Origin of the sequence: Acidovorax sp. sif1233 (assembly GCF_019218755.1) — a bacterium.
Taxonomy (GTDB): domain Bacteria; phylum Pseudomonadota; class Gammaproteobacteria; order Burkholderiales; family Burkholderiaceae_C; genus Acidovorax.
Genome location: NZ_JAHUWZ010000005.1, coordinates 237,649 through 253,178 on the forward strand (window position 1 = coordinate 237,649; position 15,530 = coordinate 253,178).

Below are 15,530 nucleotides of genomic sequence, written 5' to 3' on the forward strand. Positions count from 1 at the left end.
GGGGGTCAGATCAGGTCGGCCTCCATGCCCGCCGAACGCAGCTTGCCCAGCACCTCGTCCACGTGCGCCTTGCTCCTTGTCTGCAGGACCAGCTCGATCTCCACGTTCTGCGCGGCCAGCATGGTGAATGCGCGCTGGTGGTGCACTTCCTCGATGTTCGCGCCCGCGTCGGCCACGGTGGCGGTGATGCGCGCGAGCACGCCCGGCACGTCGCGCGCGCTGACCTTGATGCGCGCCAGCCGGCCCGAGCGCACCATGCCGCGCTCGATGATGGCGGCCAGCAGCAGCGGATCGATGTTGCCCCCCGAGAGCACCAGCCCCACGCGCTTGCCCCTGAAGCGGGCGGGGTGGCGCACCAGCGCCGCCAGGGCCGCGGCGCCCGCGCCCTCGACCAGCGTCTTCTCGATTTCGAGCAGCATCAGCACGGCCTGCTCGATATCGCCTTCGTCCACCAGCACCAGGTCGTCCACCAGGCGCTGCACCACCTCCTGGGTGATCTTGCCCGGGGTGCCCACGGCAATGCCCTCGGCGATGGTCGAGGTGCCCATGGGGTGCTGCGTGTGCCGCACGGCGTTGACCATCGACGGAAAGCGCGCCGCCTGCACGCCCACGATCTCGATGCCGGGCTTGAGCGCCTTGGCCGCCGTGGCCATGCCGGCGATCAGCCCGCCCCCGCCGATGGCGACGACCAGCATGTCCAGATCGGGCTGGGCGGCGAGCATCTCCAGCGCGACCGTGCCCTGGCCCGCGGCAATGGCTTCGTCGTCGTAGGGGTGCACGAACGTCAGCCCCTGCGCATCGGCCAGCCCGTAGGCGTGGGCCCGGGCTTCTTCGAGCGTGTCGCCGTGCAGCACCACCTCGGCGCCGAAGCCGCGGGTGCGCTCCACCTTCACGCCGGGCGTGAAGCGCGGCATCACGATCACCGCGCGCAGGCCCAGGCGCTGCGCGTGGTAGGCCACGCCCTGGGCATGGTTGCCCGCGCTCATGGCCACCACACCCGGCGTCGTTCCGGGCGCCGCGCCGCGGGCACGTTCCGCGTCGACCAGCAAGGTGAGCCGGTTGCAGGCGCCCCGCTCCTTGAACGAGGCCGTGAACTGCAGGTTCTCGAACTTGAGGAATACCTGCGCGCCCACGATCTGCGAGAGCGTCTTGGATTCCACACAGGGGGTGTCCAGCACCTGGCCCTGCAGGCGGGTGGCGGCGTCTCGGATGTCTTGGAGGGTCAGCATGGCGCCATTGTGGCGCAGGCCCGCGTGCCGCAGGCCCCCCGGCATGGACATGGGAAGAAAATGGCCGCCAGCGCTTGAGGGGTAAGCGCTGAATGCTATCAAAATTGAAGCATCTACTTGATGCCCAGCCTGCGCGCCAGCTTGTGCAGGTTGCTCGCGTCCACCTCCAGCGCACGCGCCGCCTGGGCCCAGTTGCCCTGGTGGCGCGCCAGGGCCTGCGTGATGGCGTGCCGCTGGCAGGCATCCACGGCGTCGCGCAGCGGGCCTTCGGCGGTGGTGGGGGTGGGCGGCGTGGTGGCCACAGCGGGGGCACCGGCATCCAGGGGGGCGTGGGCCACGCTGGCGGCGTTGGCGTCCAGGTCGAGCAGCGCGGGCTCCAGCGTCACGATGTCCGCGCGGCTCACGCCCCGGCTCAGGGCCTTGAGCGCCGCGCGGCTGACCACGTGCTCCAGCTCGCGGATGTTGCCGGGCCAGGGGTAGCGGCGCAGGGCGTCCTGTGCGCTGGCCGACAGCCGCAGGCTGCGCAGGCCCAGGCGCGCGCGGTTCAGTTCCAGAAAACGGCCCGCCAGCAGCAGCACATCGTTGCCCCGTTCGCGCAGCGGCGGGATGGGCACGGGGTACACCGACAGCCGGTGGTACAGGTCGGCGCGGAAGGCGCCGTCGCGCACCTGCTCGCGCAGGTTGCGGTTGGTGGCGGCGATCACGCGCACGTCCACGCGGCGCGGGCGGTCGGCGCCCAGGCGCTGGATCTCGCCGTTCTGCAGCGTGCGCAGCAGCTTGGCCTGCACGGCCAGCGGCAGCTCGCCCACCTCATCCAGGAACAGCGTGCCGCCCTCGGCGGCCTCGAAGCGCCCGGGCCGATCGGCCACTGCGCCGGAGAACGCGCCGCGCACATGCCCAAACAGCTCGCTCTCGGCCAGCGATTCGGGCAGCGCCGCGCAGTTCACGTGCACCAGCGGGCGGGCAGCGCGGGTGGACTGGCGGTGCAGCAGGCGCGCGAACAGCTCCTTGCCCACGCCGGTTTCGCCCAGCAGCAGCACCGGCAGGTCCGAGCCCGCCACTACCTCCAGCTCGTGCAGCAGGCGCAGCAGGGGCTCGCTCTGGCCGACGATCTCCATGTCGCCATCGCCCGCGCGGGTGGTGCGCTCGTCGTCGGCGCTGCGGGTGTGGGGGGCGCTGCGCAGCGCCTGCACCTCGCGCTCCAGCCGCGAGATGCGCACGGCCGCCTCCACCAGCACCTTGCAGTCGGCCAGCGCGGCGCGTGCGGCCTCGCCAAAGGTGCCGGTCTGCAGCGCGTCGAGCGTCAGCACGCCCCAGGGCTGGCCGTCCACCCACAGGCTCACGCCCATGCAGTCGTGCACGGGCAGGGGCTCGCCCACCAGGGTGTCGAGCAGGCCGTCGTAGGGGTCGGGCAGGGCGCTGTCGTGGTCGAAACAGGTCACCTCGCGCCGCGCCAGGATGGCGGCGAGCCGGGGGTGCTGGCTGACCACGAAGCGCCGGCCCAGCGCCTCGCGCACCAGGCCCTCCACGGCCACGGGGCGCAGGTGGTCTTCCTCCAGCTGCAGCAGGGCCACGGCCCCGCAGTGAAAGCGCGTGCGCAGGTGGTCCGCCAGCCGCTGCAGGCGCACGGCCTGGGGCAGATCGGTGGCCAGGTCGGCGAGCAGGGGGCTATGGTCCATGGTGATATTTACCTTTGATGGGTGAATTAAACCCTATCCATGGATGGTCAAAAAGACCATGACTGCTGCAAGTGGTTGATTTGATGGGCCTGCAGCCCTGGCCCGGCGCTTGCGATGTGGACAGTGACACCGATTCACTCGTTCCGGAAAGCCATGACCACAAGACCCCGACCCCATGCCGCCAGCGCACGCTGGCGCCGCCCCGTTGTTGTTGTTCTGTTGAAGCAGGAGGCCCGCCATGGGTAACTACCGCAAGCTCTGGTTCACGCTGATCGGCGTGCTCATCGTCACCTTCAGCCTGCTGGGCTACTACGGCGCCGAGGTCTACCGCACCGCGCCGCCCATTCCCGCCAGGATCGCCACGGCCGGGGGTGAAGTGCTTTTCACCCACGACAGCATTCTCGACGGCCAGACCGCGTGGCAATCGGTGGGCGGCATGCAGCTGGGTTCCATCTGGGGCCACGGCGCCTACCAGGCACCCGACTGGACGGCCGACTGGCTGCACCGCGAGCTGCTCCACTGGCTTGACGTCGCCGCCGAGCGTGCGCACGGCAAGCCCTTTGCCGAGCTCGACGCCGCCGCCCAGGCCGTGCTGCGCGACCGCATGAAGACCGAGTACCGCACCAACACCTACCACCCCGAGACGGGCGTGGCCACGGTGTCTTCGGTGCGTGCGGATGCCATTGCGATGACCGCGCTGTACTACGACCAGCTTTTCAGCGACGTGCCCGCGCTGCACAAGACCCGCGAGCACTTCGCCATGAAGGAGAACACCCTGCCCAGCGCCGAGCGGCGCGCGCAGATGACGGGTTTCTTCTTCTGGACGGCCTGGGCCGCCGCCACCGAGCGCCCCGGCACCACGGCGACGTACACCAACAACTGGCCCCACGAGCCGCTGATCGGCAACAAGCCCACGGCCGAGAACATGGTCTGGTCCGTGATGAGCGTGGTCGTGGTGATGGCGGGCGTGGGCTTCCTCGTGTGGGGCTGGTCCTTCCTGCGCAAGCACGACGAGGTGGAGCCCACGCCACCCCAGCATGACCCGCTCTCGCGCGTGCCGCTCACGCCGTCGCAGCGCGGGCTGGGCAAGTATTTGTTCCTCATCGTGGCGCTGTTCAGCTTCCAGGTGCTGCTGGGCGGCTTCACGGCCCACTACACGGTGGAAGGCCAGCAGTTCTACGGCATCAACGTGTCGCAGTGGTTCCCGTATTCGCTGGTGCGCACCTGGCACATCCAGAGCGCGCTGTTCTGGATCGCCACGGGCTTCCTGGCGGCGGGGCTGTTCCTCGCGCCGCTCATCAATGGGGGCAAGGACCCGGCTTACCAGAAGCTGGGCGTGGACATCCTGTTCTGGGCGCTGGTCGTGGTGGTGGTGGGCTCGTTCACGGGCAACTACCTGGCCATCGCGCAGGTCATGCCGCCCGAGTGGAACTTCTGGCTGGGCCACCAGGGCTATGAATACGTGGACCTGGGCCGCCTGTGGCAGATCGGCAAGTTCACCGGCATCGCCTTCTGGCTGGTGCTCATGCTGCGCGGCATCGTGCCGGCGCTGCGCACCCCCGGTGGCGACAAGAACCTGCTGGCGCTGCTGACGGCGTCGGTGGTGGCCATCGGCCTGTTCTACGGCGCGGGCTTCTTCTACGGCGAACGCACCCACCTGTCGGTGATGGAGTACTGGCGCTGGTGGGTGGTGCACCTGTGGGTTGAGGGCTTCTTCGAAGTCTTCGCCACCACGGCGCTCGCCTTCATCTTCTCGACGCTGGGGCTGGTGTCGGTGCGCATGGCCACCACGGCCAGCCTGGCCTCGGCCTCGCTGTTCATGCTGGGCGGCGTGCCCGGTACTTTCCACCACCTGTACTTTGCAGGCACCACCACGCCGGTGATGGCGGTGGGCGCAGCCTTCAGCGCGCTCGAAGTGGTGCCGCTGGTCGTGCTGGGCCACGAGGCCTGGGAACACTGGCGCCTGCAGCACCGCACGCCCTGGATGGCCCGCCTGCGCTGGCCGCTGATGTGCTTCGTGGCCGTGGCCTTCTGGAACATGCTGGGCGCGGGTGTCTTCGGCTTCATGATCAACCCGCCCATCTCGCTGTACTACGTGCAGGGCCTGAACACCACGCCGGTGCATGCCCACGCCGCGCTGTTCGGGGTGTATGGCTTCCTGGCGCTGGGCTTCACGCTGCTGGTGCTGCGCTACATCCGGCCGCAGCTGGTGTTCAGCGAGCGGCTCATGAAGACGGGCTTCTGGTGGCTCAACGCCGGCCTGGTGCTGATGATCGCCACCAGCCTGTTCCCCATTGCCCTGTTCCAGTTCCATGCCAGCGTGAGCGAAGGCCTGTGGTACGCCCGGGGCGAGGCCTTCATGCAGCAGCCCTTCATCCAGACGCTGCGCTGGGTGCGCACCTTCGGCGACGTGGTCTTCATCGTCGGCGCGCTGGCCATGGCCTGGCAGGTGGTGAGCGGTGTGTTCGGTTCGCGGGCCCCGGCCGCTTCCACGGGGGCCTACCTGGCACAGGCCCGCCGCTGAAATGCACCGTGCGCGGCGGCTGCCACAAGCGGCCACCGCGCTCACACACCGTTTGCCCACAAGGACTGACCATGAACCTCGACAAATTCAAGCACCAGCACACCGACATCCTGCGCAGCATCGCCACCTTGCGCGCCCTGGCCCACGCGGGCGTGCAGGCCAACGCCACGGCCATCGCGCAGGGCATCGTGGCGATGAGCGGCACCATCAAGCTGCATCTGGCCGTGGAAGACCAGGTGCTGTACCCCGCACTGCAGCGCGGTGGCAACGCCGAACTGGCGCGCCTGGGCCGCCAGTACCAGAGCGAGATGGCCTCGATTGCCAGCGCCTACGACGCCTTTGCGCGCCGCTGGAACACGGCCGAGGCCGTGCGCCGCGATGCGCAGGGCTTTCGGGACGAGGCCAACGTGGTGCTGCGCCGGGTGTTCGAGCGCATGCAGCGCGAAGACCATGACTTTTATCCGCGCATCGAGGAGGAAGAAACCGCCGCCTGCCATTGAGCGCCCACGCGAGCGCAGCCCGGCCGCAGCAGTGGAGCCCCTGCAGCCCCTAGCCCCCAAGAAAAACACCCACCTTTTCCACGCACACCTCTTGTGCTCCAGCGTGCCATCACACGCACCCCCATCCATCGGTAGGGCCTGACGGCACCTTCCTTTCGCCGGCCTTTGTGCCGGCATTTTTTTTACCCCTGCTTACCGCCTCGATTGTGTTGGGTCAAACTACCTATAGTGTTTGGTGGGTATCGTGGACACCATAGGTAGTGTTTTTAACCCGTTCCACAGATTGGTCGAACCCATGGCGTCCACCCTTGCCACCTTGCCCCGCGATGTTGTGTTGCGCAGCGGCCAGCGCGTTCCTTTTGACGCCGAACGCATCCGCGCAGCGCTGGCCAGCGCGGGCCAGGCCTCGGGTGAATATGGCGCCGACGAAGCGGCGTTGCTCACCGCCCAGGTCACCAAGGTGCTGATCCACCGCTTCCATGGCGAGGCACCCACCATCGAGCAGATCCAGGACGTGGCCGAGCAGACGCTGATCGCCGCCAACCACCTGGCGACCGCGCGCGCCTACATCGTCTACCGCGAGCAGCACGCCCAGCTCCGCGCCGACCGGCAGACGCTGGTCGATGTGGAAAGCTCCATCAACGAATACCTCACGCGCGCCGACTGGCGCGTGAACGCCAACGCCAACCAGGGTTACTCGCTGGGCGGGCTGATCCTGAACGTGGCGGGCAAGGTCACGGCCAACTACTGGCTGTCGCACGTCTACACGCCTGAGATCGGCGAGGCGCACAGGAGCGGCGACCTGCACATCCACGACCTCGACATGCTCAGCGGCTACTGCGCGGGCTGGTCGCTGCGCACGCTGCTGCACGAGGGGCTCAACGGCGTGCCGGGCAAGGTGGAGGCGGGGCCGCCCAAGCACATGAGTTCGGCCGTGGGGCAGATCGTGAACTTCCTGGGCACGCTGCAAAACGAGTGGGCGGGCGCGCAGGCGTTCTCGTCGTTCGACACCTACATGGCGCCCTTTGTGCGCATTGATGCCATGGACTACGCCGCCGTGCGCCAGTGCATCCAGGAGCTGGTCTACAACCTCAACGTGCCCTCGCGCTGGGGCACGCAAACGCCGTTCACCAACCTCACCTTCGACTGGACCTGCCCCGAGGACCTGCGCGAGCAGGTGCCCGTGATCGCTGGCGTGGAAATGCCGTTCAGCTACGGCGAGCTGCAAGCCGAGATGGACCTCATCAACCGCGCCTACATCGACGTGATGACCACGGGCGATGCCAAGGGCCGGGTGTTCACCTTCCCCATCCCCACGTACAACATCACCAAGGATTTTCCGTGGGAGAGCGAGAACGCGCAGCGGCTGTTCGAGATGACGGCCAAGTACGGTCTGCCGTACTTCCAGAACTTCATCAACTCCGAGCTGGAGCCCAACATGGTGCGCTCCATGTGCTGCCGCCTGCAACTCGATTTGCGTGAACTGCTCAAGCGCGGCAACGGCCTGTTCGGCAGCGCCGAGCAGACGGGCAGCCTGGGCGTGGTCACCATCAACTGCGCGCGCCTGGGCTACCAGCATGCGGGCGATGAGGCGGGCCTGTTCGCCGCGCTCGACCGCCTGCTGGAACTGGGCAAACAAAGCCTGGAGACCAAACGCAAGCTCATCCAGCGCCTGATGGACCAGGGCCTGTTCCCCTACACCAAGCGCTACCTGGGCACCTTGCGCAACCACTTTTCCACGCTGGGCGTGAACGGCATCAACGAGATGGTGCGCAACTTCACGGCGGACCGGCACGACATCACCAGCGAATGGGGCCACGCGTTTGCCGTGCGCCTGCTCGACCACGTGCGCGAGCGCATGACCGCCTTCCAGGAAGAAACCGGCCACCTCTACAACCTGGAGGCCACGCCCGCCGAAGGCACCACCTACCGCTTCGCCAAGGAAGACAAAAAGCGCTGGCCCGCCATCCTGCAGGCGGGCACGGCCGAGCAGCCCTACTACACCAACTCCTCGCAGCTGCCCGTGGGCTTCACCGACGACCCGTTCGAGGCCCTGATGCGGCAGGAGGCGCTGCAATCCAAATACACCGGCGGCACCGTGCTGCACCTGTACATGGGCGAGCGCTTGTCCAGCGGCGCGGCCTGCCGCGATCTAGTGCGGCGCGCGCTCACGCGCTTTCGCCTGCCCTACATCACGGTCACGCCCACGTTCTCGATCTGCCCCACCCACGGCTACCTGGCGGGCGAGCACCCGTTTTGCCCGCGCTGCGACGAAGAGCGGCTGGACGCAAAGCGGCGGCGTCTGGTCGCCTAGTGTGGTGCTGCACGCTATCCGGCACTTAAAACCGCGTCTTTTCGGCCAGGGCTGCGTTGCAAATCCGCGCGATACCTACGGGTATCGCTGTGGTTTGCGCCTTGCCCTGACCAAAAATCCATCGGTTTTAAATGTGCCGTCAAGCATGCAACACCACACTAGATTTTGAACAAAAAGTGGCCCTGGCGCTTGATGGTCAAGCGCAAGCAGCTATCAAAACAGAAGCAAACCATTTCCTCAACCCCCGAAAGGACCCCGGCATGAGCCATTTCTCCGCCACCGAACACATCGCCATCTCCAGCGCCGCCGCCGTGCAGCTCACCGACGACGAGCGCCAGCCCTGCGAGGTCTGGACCCGCGTCATGGGCTACCACCGCCCCGTGGCCAGCTTCAACACGGGCAAGCAGGGCGAGCACGCCGAACGCCGCTTCTTCGCCGAAACGCACCGTGGCTCCAGCAGCAACGGCTGCTGAGCCCGGTGCCGCCGCCCTGCGCCTGGGCGGCCTCACGCCGCTGACCACCATCGACTTCCCCGGCCGCCTCGCGGCCGTTTTCTATTGCCAGGGTTGCCCCTGGCGCTGCGGCTACTGCCACAACCCCGGGCTGCTCGACGCCGCCGCGCCCCCGGCGTTGCCGTGGGACGAGGCGCTGCAGTTCCTGCACAGCCGCCGGGGCCTGCTTGACGGCGTGGTGTTTTCGGGCGGTGAGCCGACGCTGCAAGCCGCGCTGCCCGCTGCGGTGGATGCCGTGCGCGCACTGGGCCTGCAGACCGCCCTGCACACCGGCGGCATGTACCCCGGGCGGCTGGCGGCGCTGCTGCCGCGCCTCCACTGGGTGGGGCTGGACATCAAGGCCCTGCCGCAGCGCTACGACGCCATCACCGCCACCCCCGGCAGCGGCGCGCGCGCCTGGGCCGCGCTCGATGCCATGCTGGCCCATGGCATCGACCACGAATGCCGCACCACCTGGCACGCGGGCCTGTTTGGTGTGGGCGAATTGCTGGAACTGGCCCAGGCCCTGGCCGCGCGCGGGGTGCGGCATTGGGCGCTGCAGGAATGCCGCGTGCTCGGCGCCCCGGCCTGGGCGCTGGCGCCCGCGCACCAGCAGCAACTGGCCGCGCTGTTTTCCGGATTCACCTTGCGCCGGGTGTGAGCGCCGGGCGCAGATTTCCTGCGTTGCAAGGGCCTGCATGAAATAGGCATGCAAATACGGCCGCTGTTGCACACGCCTTGATGCGCGTCAGAAGTGCTTTGCGCGGCCCGCGCGGATCATTCGCGCCACCGCCGCACAACGGCACCACCTTGTCAGGAAATCCTCCATGAACCCCCTCGGCCTCCAGCTGCTGCACGCGCTCAAGCACCACGGCGCGCGCGAGATCTTCGGCATCCCCGGTGATTTCATCCTGCCCTTGTTCGCGCAGATCGAGGAAAGCGGCATCCTGCCGCTGGTCACGCTCAGCCACGAACCCTCGCTGGGTTTTGCCGCCGATGCCGCCGCGCGCATGCACTGCGGGCTGGGCGTGGTGGCCGTCACTTACGGCGCGGGTGCGCTCAACGTGGTCAATGCGGTGGCGGGGGCCTATGCCGAGCGCTCGCCGCTGGTGGTGCTGGCCGGCTGCCCCGGCGAGGTCGAGGCGCACTCCGGCCTGGTGCTGCACCACCAGGTGCGCCATGTCGATTCGCAGTGGCGCATCTTCCGCGAGATCACCTGCGACCAGGTGCGCCTGTCCGACCCCGCCACCGCGCCCGCCGACCTTGCCCGCGTGCTGCGCAGCTGCCGCGAGTACTCGCAGCCCGTGCTCATCGAGGTGCCGCGCGACATGACGCTGCACCCCATGGCCGAGGTGCCGGTGCTGCCCCCCAGCCCGTTCAACGTAGCCGCCGTGGCCGAATGCGCCGATGAATGGATGGCCCGCATCCAGGCGGCCCGGCGCCCCGTGCTGGTGGTGGACGTGGAGGTGCGCCGCTTTGGCCTGGAAGCCCGCGTGGCCGAACTCGCGCGCCGCCTGCAGCTGCCCGTGCTCACCACCTTCATGGGCCGGGGCCTGCTGGCCGAGGACGCGGGGCATGCCGGCGTGCCCTTCCACGGCACCTACCTGGGCGTGGCGGGCGCACCGGAGACCAGCGCGCTGCTTGACGACTCCGACCTGCCCGTGATGCTGGGCGCCATCCTGTCGGACAGCAACTTCGGCGTGAGCGCCCAGCGCATGGACTTCCGCCGCGCGCTGATCGCCGCGCACCGCGAGGCGCGCGTGGGCCACCACCTGTACCCGGACATCCCCCTGGCCGCGCTGGTGGAGGCGTTGCTGGCCCGTGCCCCGGCAGCGGGCGTTGCAATGGCACGCGCGTTGCCACCCCCGCCCATCTGCCCCGAAGGCCTGGTGGCCGACGATGCGCCCGTGTGCGCGGCCGACCTCTCCCGCGCGCTCAACGACCGCATCCGCGCGCACGGCCCCATGAACATCGTCTCGGACATCGGCGACTGCCTGTTCGCCGCCATGGAGCTGCTGCCCACGCCGCTGGTGGCACCGGGCTACTACGCGTCGATGGGGTTCGGGGTGCCGGCCGGCATCGGCGCCCAGGTGGCCACGGGCCAGCGCAGCCTCATCCTCGTGGGCGACGGTGCCTTCCAGATGACGGGCTGGGAGCTGGGCAACTGCCCGCGCCTGGGGCTGGACCCCATCGCCATCGTGCTCAACAACCAGACCTGGGAAATGATCCGCGCGTTCCAGACCACGTCGCGCTGCGCCGCGCTCGGCGACTGGCACTTGGCCGAGGCCGCCGACGCGCTGGGCGGGCGCGGCCACCGGGTGCACACGCGCGCCCAGTTCAAGGCGGCGCTCGATGCCGCGTTTGCCGAACGTGGGCGCTTCCAGCTCATCGAGCTGATGGTGCCGCCGGGCGACAGCACGCCCACGCTGCGGCGTTTTTCAGAGGGCATTCGCGCGCTGCGCGCGGGAAGGTAGCCCTCCCCGCCACACGCACGCGCGCGCCAGCCTGGCAGGGGGTGGGGCGATGCCGGTGGCCGGGCGGCTCAGCCGCCCACCACCCGCAGCACGTCGGCGCCGTAGGCTTCGAGCTTCTTCGCCCCCATGCCGCTGATGCCCTGCAGGTCGTCCAGCGTGCCCGGGTTGCGTTCGGCAATCGCCGCGAGCGTGGCGTCGTGGAAGATCACATACGCGGGCAGGTTGTGCTCGCGCGCCACCTCGGCGCGCCAGGCCTTGAGGTTGATGAAGCGCACCTGCGCGTCGGGCCCCAGGTTGGCGGCGGCGGCGGGCGGGGCGCTGCCCTTGCGCGTGCGCTTGGCTGGTGCGGACGACACCGATTCGCGCAGCTGCACCGGCACCTCGCCCTTGAGCACGGCGCGCGAGCCCTCGGTGAGGCACAGCGTGTCGAAGCTGTGGCCGCTGTCCAGCATCACCTTCTGAAGGCCTAAAGCGCCCGTGGCGATCAGCTGGCGCAGCACGCCGCGCAGTTGCGGTTCCGAGAGGTCCGCGCCAATGCCGAAGGTGGAAATCTTCTCGTGCCCGAACTGCGCGACCTTCTCGGTCTTCTTGCCGCGCAGGATGTCCATGATGTGCCCCGTGCCAAAGCTGATGCCGCTGGCCTGGTTCACGCGGTAGATGGTGGACAGCAGCTTGCGCGCCGCGTCGGTGGCGTCCCAGATCGCGGGTGGTGTCAGGCAGTTGTCGCAGTTGCCGCAGGGCGTGGAGGCTTCGCCAAAGTAGGCCAGCAGCCGCACGCGGCGGCAGTCGGTGGCCTCGGCCAGGGCCAGCAGCGCGTCGAGCTTGCCGCGCAGTGCCTGCTTGAACTCCTCGCCCGCCGGACTCTCGTCGATCATGCGGCGCTGGTTGACCACGTCGTTCAGGCCATAGGCCATCCAGGCATCGGCGTTGAGGCCGTCGCGGCCCGCGCGGCCGGTCTCCTGGTAGTAGCCCTCGATGTTCTTGGGCATGTCCACGTGCGCGACGAAGCGCACGTCGGGCTTGTCGATGCCCATGCCGAAGGCGATGGTGGCCACCATCACGATGCCTTCCTCGCGCAGGAAGCGGTCCTGGTTGCGCTGGCGCACCTTGGTGTCGAGCCCCGCGTGGTAGGGCAGGGCCGTGAGGCCGGCGTCGCTCAGCGTGACCGCCAGCTCCTCCACGCGTTTCCTGGACTGGCAGTACACCACGCCCGCCTCGCCCGAGTGCTCGCGCTCGATGAAGCGCAGCAGCTGCGTGGTGGCGTCCTTCTTCTCGACGATGGTGTAGCGAATGTTGGGCCGGTCGAAGCTGCTGATGAACAGCCGCGCGTCTTCCAGCTGCAGGCGCTCGATGATGTCGGCGCGCGTGAGGTCGTCGGCCGTAGCCGTGAGCGCGATGCGCGGCACCCCCGCATAACGCTCGTGCAGCACCGTGAGCGCGCGGTACTCGGGGCGAAAGTCGTGGCCCCACTGGCTCACGCAATGCGCCTCGTCGATGGCGAAGAGCGACAGGTGGCCCTCGTGGTACAGGCTGTCGAGCAGGCCCAGGAAGCGCGGCGTGTTCAGCCGCTCGGGCGCCGCATACAGCAGCGTGATGTCGCCGGTCTGCAGGCGCAGCTCCACGTCCTGCGCCTCGTCAAAGCTCAGCGTGGAGTTCAAAAAGGCCGCATCCACCCCCGCCTCGTGCAGCGCGCCCACCTGGTCGTGCATCAGCGCGATCAGGGGCGAGATCACGATGGTCACGCCGCGCCCCTGCTGCTGGCGCACGATGGCCGGCACCTGGTAGCACAGCGACTTGCCGCCGCCCGTGGGCATCAACACCAGGGCATCGCTGCCCGCGATCACGTGTTCAACGATGGCCTGCTGGGGGCCGCGGAATTGCTCGTAGCCGAAGACGTCCTGCAGGACGGTATGGGCGGGGGACAAGGCGGGAGACAGGCGGGAAGACAAGCGGATACTCTGAAATTAATAGCTGCCAGCGCATGACCAGCAAGCGCCTGGTGCCGATAGGGCGGGAATTCTCTGGCGCGCCAGGGCCTGGCCCCGCGCGCGGCAGGCGCATATTGTGCGCTGCACCGCGCACCGGGCCGCACTTTCTACAATAGCGGCCTATGCAAGCCCTTCACTACACCCGCGCCGCGCAGCTGCCCGACATCCTCGCCCAACGCATCGTCATCCTCGACGGCGCCATGGGCACCATGATCCAGCGCTTCAAGCTGGGCGAGGCGCAGTACCGGGGCGAGGGCTACACGGGCCCCGACGGTGTGGGCGACCGGTTCAAGGACTTCCCGCGCGACGTGAAGGGCAACAACGAGTTGCTCAGCCTCACCCGCCCCGACGTGATCCGCGACATCCACGAGCGCTACCTGGCCGCGGGCGCCGACCTCATCGAGACCAACACCTTCGGCGCGACGACCATCGCGCAGGAGGACTACAAGATGGCCGACCTGGCGCGCGAGATGAATCTCAAGTCCGCCCGGCTCGCCCGCGCCGCCTGCGACAAATACTCCACGCCCGACAAGCCGCGCTTCGTCGCCGGCGCCCTGGGCCCCACGCCCAAGACGGCCAGCATCAGCCCCGACGTGAACGACCCCGGCGCGCGCAATGTGGACTTCGAGCAGCTGCGCGCCGCCTACTACGAGCAGACCGAGGCGCTGGTCGAGGGCGGCTCCGACGTGCTGCTGGTCGAGACCATCTTCGACACCCTCAACGCCAAGGCCGCGCTGTTCGCCATCGATGAGTTCTTTGAAAAAAGCGGCGAGCGCCTGCCCCTCATCATCAGCGGCACCGTCACCGACGCCTCGGGCCGCATCTTGAGCGGACAGACCGTGACCGCCTTCTGGCACAGCGTGCGCCACTCCCGCCCGCTGGCCATCGGCCTCAATTGCGCCCTGGGTGCCACGCTGATGCGCCCCTACATCCAGGAGCTGAACCGCGTGGCCGAGGACACGTTCATCAGCTGCTACCCCAACGCGGGCCTGCCCAACCCCATGAGCGACACGGGGTTTGACGAAACCCCCGAGATCACCAGCCGCCTGGTGCACGAGTTCGCGGCCGAGGGGCTGGTCAACATCCTGGGCGGCTGCTGCGGCACCACGCCGGACCACATCGGCGCCATCGCCAAGGCGGTGGAAAACGTGCCCACGCGCAAGATGTTCTACCCCGCTGAAGCCTGAATTTGGAGGCAAACTGGCCTCTGGCGCTGATCCAGAAAGCGCTGGTAGCTATAAAAAACGCAGCACTCAAATCGTCACTGCGCTGCGGTGGCGCATTGCCGGGCGCATGACTCTGCGGCACCCTTGCGCCTTCGGTTGAACTTTCGCCCGCACCCTTTGCCAGAACCCCGGCCCGCTCCCCATGTCCGTTACCGCCACCCTGCCCGAAACCCCTGTTGCTGAGGCCGCCGAGAAAGCCGCCGCCCACGCCGCGCTCAAGCTCGAAAAGCGCCTGGTGCGGCAGGTCGCCCAGGCCATTGCCGACTTTGGCCTCATCGAAGACGGCGACAAGGTGATGGTCTGCGTCTCGGGCGGCAAGGACAGCTACGCCATGCTCGACGTGCTGCGTTTGCTGCAGCAGCGCAACGGCAACCGCTTCGAGCTGATCGCCGTCAACCTCGACCAGAAGCAGCCCGGCTTTCCGGCCCATGTGCTGACGGAGTATCTGACGCAGGTCGGCGTGCCCTTTCATATCGAAACGCAGGACACGTACAGCGTCGTCAAGGAGCACATCCCAGAAGGCAAGACCATGTGCAGCCTGTGCAGCCGCCTGCGCCGGGGCATTTTGTACCGCGTGGCCGACGAACTGGGCGCCACCAAGATCGCGCTGGGCCACCACCGCGACGACATGCTGCAGACCTTCTTTTTGAACATGTTCTTCGGCGGCAAGCTCAAGGGCATGCCGCCCAAGGTGCAGAGCGACCGGGGCGACCACCTCATCATCCGCCCGCTGGCCTATGTGGCCGAGGATGACCTCACGCGTTGGGCCGAGATCCGCAACTTCCCCATCATCCCCTGCACCCTGTGCGGCAGCCAGGAGAACCTGCAGCGCAAGCAAATCGGCCAGATGCTGCGCGACTGGCAGCAGCTGTACCCCGGCCGCATCGAGAACATGGCCGTGGCCCTGCGCAACCTGGTGCCTTCGCACTTCATGGACCCGCGCCAGTTCGACTTCAAGGGGTTGGTACCCAACGGCGTGGCCGACGCCGATGGTGACAAGGCCTTTGACGCCGAAGAACTGCCTGCGCAGGCCGTGGGCATGCTCGCGGGCCTGCCCCTGATGCCCCGCTGAACCCGACCCCGACGATTTCTAGATTGGGCCATC

Annotated in this window: 11 protein-coding genes; 8 read left to right on the forward strand and 3 right to left on the reverse strand. The window is 68.3% G+C overall.

The genetic code is table 11. From position 1 onward, the window contains the following. Positions 1-5 precede the first annotated feature (5 nt). Positions 6-1,229, reverse strand: coding sequence for a threonine ammonia-lyase (locus KW843_RS18010; RefSeq protein ID WP_218296527.1), 1,224 nt, complete (start codon positions 1,227-1,229; stop codon positions 6-8). A 113-nt stretch (positions 1,230-1,342) separates the two neighbouring features. After that, complete coding sequence (norR, locus tag KW843_RS18015) at positions 1,343-2,908, reverse strand: nitric oxide reductase transcriptional regulator NorR (protein WP_218296528.1); 1,566 nt, start codon at positions 2,906-2,908, stop codon at positions 1,343-1,345. A gap of 238 nt (positions 2,909-3,146) precedes the next feature. Here norR and KW843_RS18020 point away from each other — a divergent pair, with 238 nt between their 5' ends. From KW843_RS18020 to ipdC, 6 genes are all read left to right on the forward strand, one after another. Beyond that, positions 3,147-5,432 (forward strand): nitric-oxide reductase large subunit, encoded by a 2,286-nt coding sequence (locus KW843_RS18020; protein WP_218296529.1) that lies wholly within the window; start codon positions 3,147-3,149, stop codon positions 5,430-5,432. A 71-nt stretch (positions 5,433-5,503) separates the two neighbouring features. Continuing rightward, complete coding sequence (locus KW843_RS18025) at positions 5,504-5,932, forward strand: hemerythrin domain-containing protein (protein WP_218296530.1); 429 nt, start codon at positions 5,504-5,506, stop codon at positions 5,930-5,932. A gap of 295 nt (positions 5,933-6,227) precedes the next feature. Next, positions 6,228-8,246 carry a ribonucleoside triphosphate reductase gene (locus KW843_RS18030; protein WP_218296531.1) on the forward strand — a complete coding sequence of 673 codons (2,019 nt, stop codon included), beginning with the start codon at positions 6,228-6,230 and terminating at the stop codon, positions 8,244-8,246. A gap of 260 nt (positions 8,247-8,506) precedes the next feature. After that, positions 8,507-8,719, forward strand: coding sequence for an anaerobic ribonucleoside-triphosphate reductase (gene nrdD, locus KW843_RS18035; protein ID WP_218296532.1), 213 nt, complete (start codon positions 8,507-8,509; stop codon positions 8,717-8,719). Continuing rightward, positions 8,694-9,398 carry an anaerobic ribonucleoside-triphosphate reductase activating protein gene (locus KW843_RS18040; protein ID WP_218296533.1) on the forward strand — a complete coding sequence of 235 codons (705 nt, stop codon included), beginning with the start codon at positions 8,694-8,696 and terminating at the stop codon, positions 9,396-9,398. Before nrdD ends, KW843_RS18040 begins: the two co-directional genes overlap by 26 nt. A gap of 166 nt (positions 9,399-9,564) precedes the next feature. After that, the gene (gene ipdC, locus KW843_RS18045) at positions 9,565-11,211 is read left to right on the forward strand and encodes an indolepyruvate/phenylpyruvate decarboxylase (protein WP_218296534.1); all 1,647 of its coding nucleotides are present in this window, start codon (positions 9,565-9,567) and stop codon (positions 11,209-11,211) included. 68 nt (positions 11,212-11,279) lie between these two features. On the opposite strand, the gene recQ is transcribed toward ipdC, so the two are convergent. Continuing rightward, on the reverse strand, positions 11,280-13,136 hold the full coding sequence (gene recQ, locus KW843_RS18050; RefSeq protein ID WP_218296724.1) for a DNA helicase RecQ: 1,857 nt from the start codon (positions 13,134-13,136) through the stop codon (positions 11,280-11,282). A 185-nt stretch (positions 13,137-13,321) separates the two neighbouring features. Here recQ and KW843_RS18055 point away from each other — a divergent pair, with 185 nt between their 5' ends. Together KW843_RS18055 and ttcA are read left to right on the forward strand one after the other, a co-directional pair. After that, complete coding sequence (locus KW843_RS18055) at positions 13,322-14,386, forward strand: homocysteine S-methyltransferase family protein (protein ID WP_218296535.1); 1,065 nt, start codon at positions 13,322-13,324, stop codon at positions 14,384-14,386. Positions 14,387-14,567: 181 nt separating this feature from the next. Next, complete coding sequence (gene ttcA, locus KW843_RS18060) at positions 14,568-15,497, forward strand: tRNA 2-thiocytidine(32) synthetase TtcA (RefSeq protein ID WP_218296536.1); 930 nt, start codon at positions 14,568-14,570, stop codon at positions 15,495-15,497. Positions 15,498-15,530: the final 33 nt, after the last annotated feature.

What these genes read in the sequence shown, in the direction of transcription:
- KW843_RS18010 (WP_218296527.1), bottom strand. Translation starts at nt 1,229, where the DNA reads ATGCTGACCCTCCAAGACATCCGAGACGCCGCCACCCGCCTGCAGGGC.
- norR (WP_218296528.1), bottom strand. Translation starts at nt 2,908, where the DNA reads ATGGACCATAGCCCCCTGCTCGCCGACCTGGCCACCGATCTGCCCCAG.
- KW843_RS18020 (WP_218296529.1), top strand. Translation starts at nt 3,147, where the DNA reads ATGGGTAACTACCGCAAGCTCTGGTTCACGCTGATCGGCGTGCTCATC.
- KW843_RS18025 (WP_218296530.1), top strand. Translation starts at nt 5,504, where the DNA reads ATGAACCTCGACAAATTCAAGCACCAGCACACCGACATCCTGCGCAGC.
- KW843_RS18030 (WP_218296531.1), top strand. Translation starts at nt 6,228, where the DNA reads ATGGCGTCCACCCTTGCCACCTTGCCCCGCGATGTTGTGTTGCGCAGC.
- nrdD (WP_218296532.1), top strand. Translation starts at nt 8,507, where the DNA reads ATGAGCCATTTCTCCGCCACCGAACACATCGCCATCTCCAGCGCCGCC.
- ipdC (WP_218296534.1), top strand. Translation starts at nt 9,565, where the DNA reads ATGAACCCCCTCGGCCTCCAGCTGCTGCACGCGCTCAAGCACCACGGC.
- KW843_RS18055 (WP_218296535.1), top strand. Translation starts at nt 13,322, where the DNA reads ATGCAAGCCCTTCACTACACCCGCGCCGCGCAGCTGCCCGACATCCTC.
- ttcA (WP_218296536.1), top strand. Translation starts at nt 14,568, where the DNA reads ATGTCCGTTACCGCCACCCTGCCCGAAACCCCTGTTGCTGAGGCCGCC.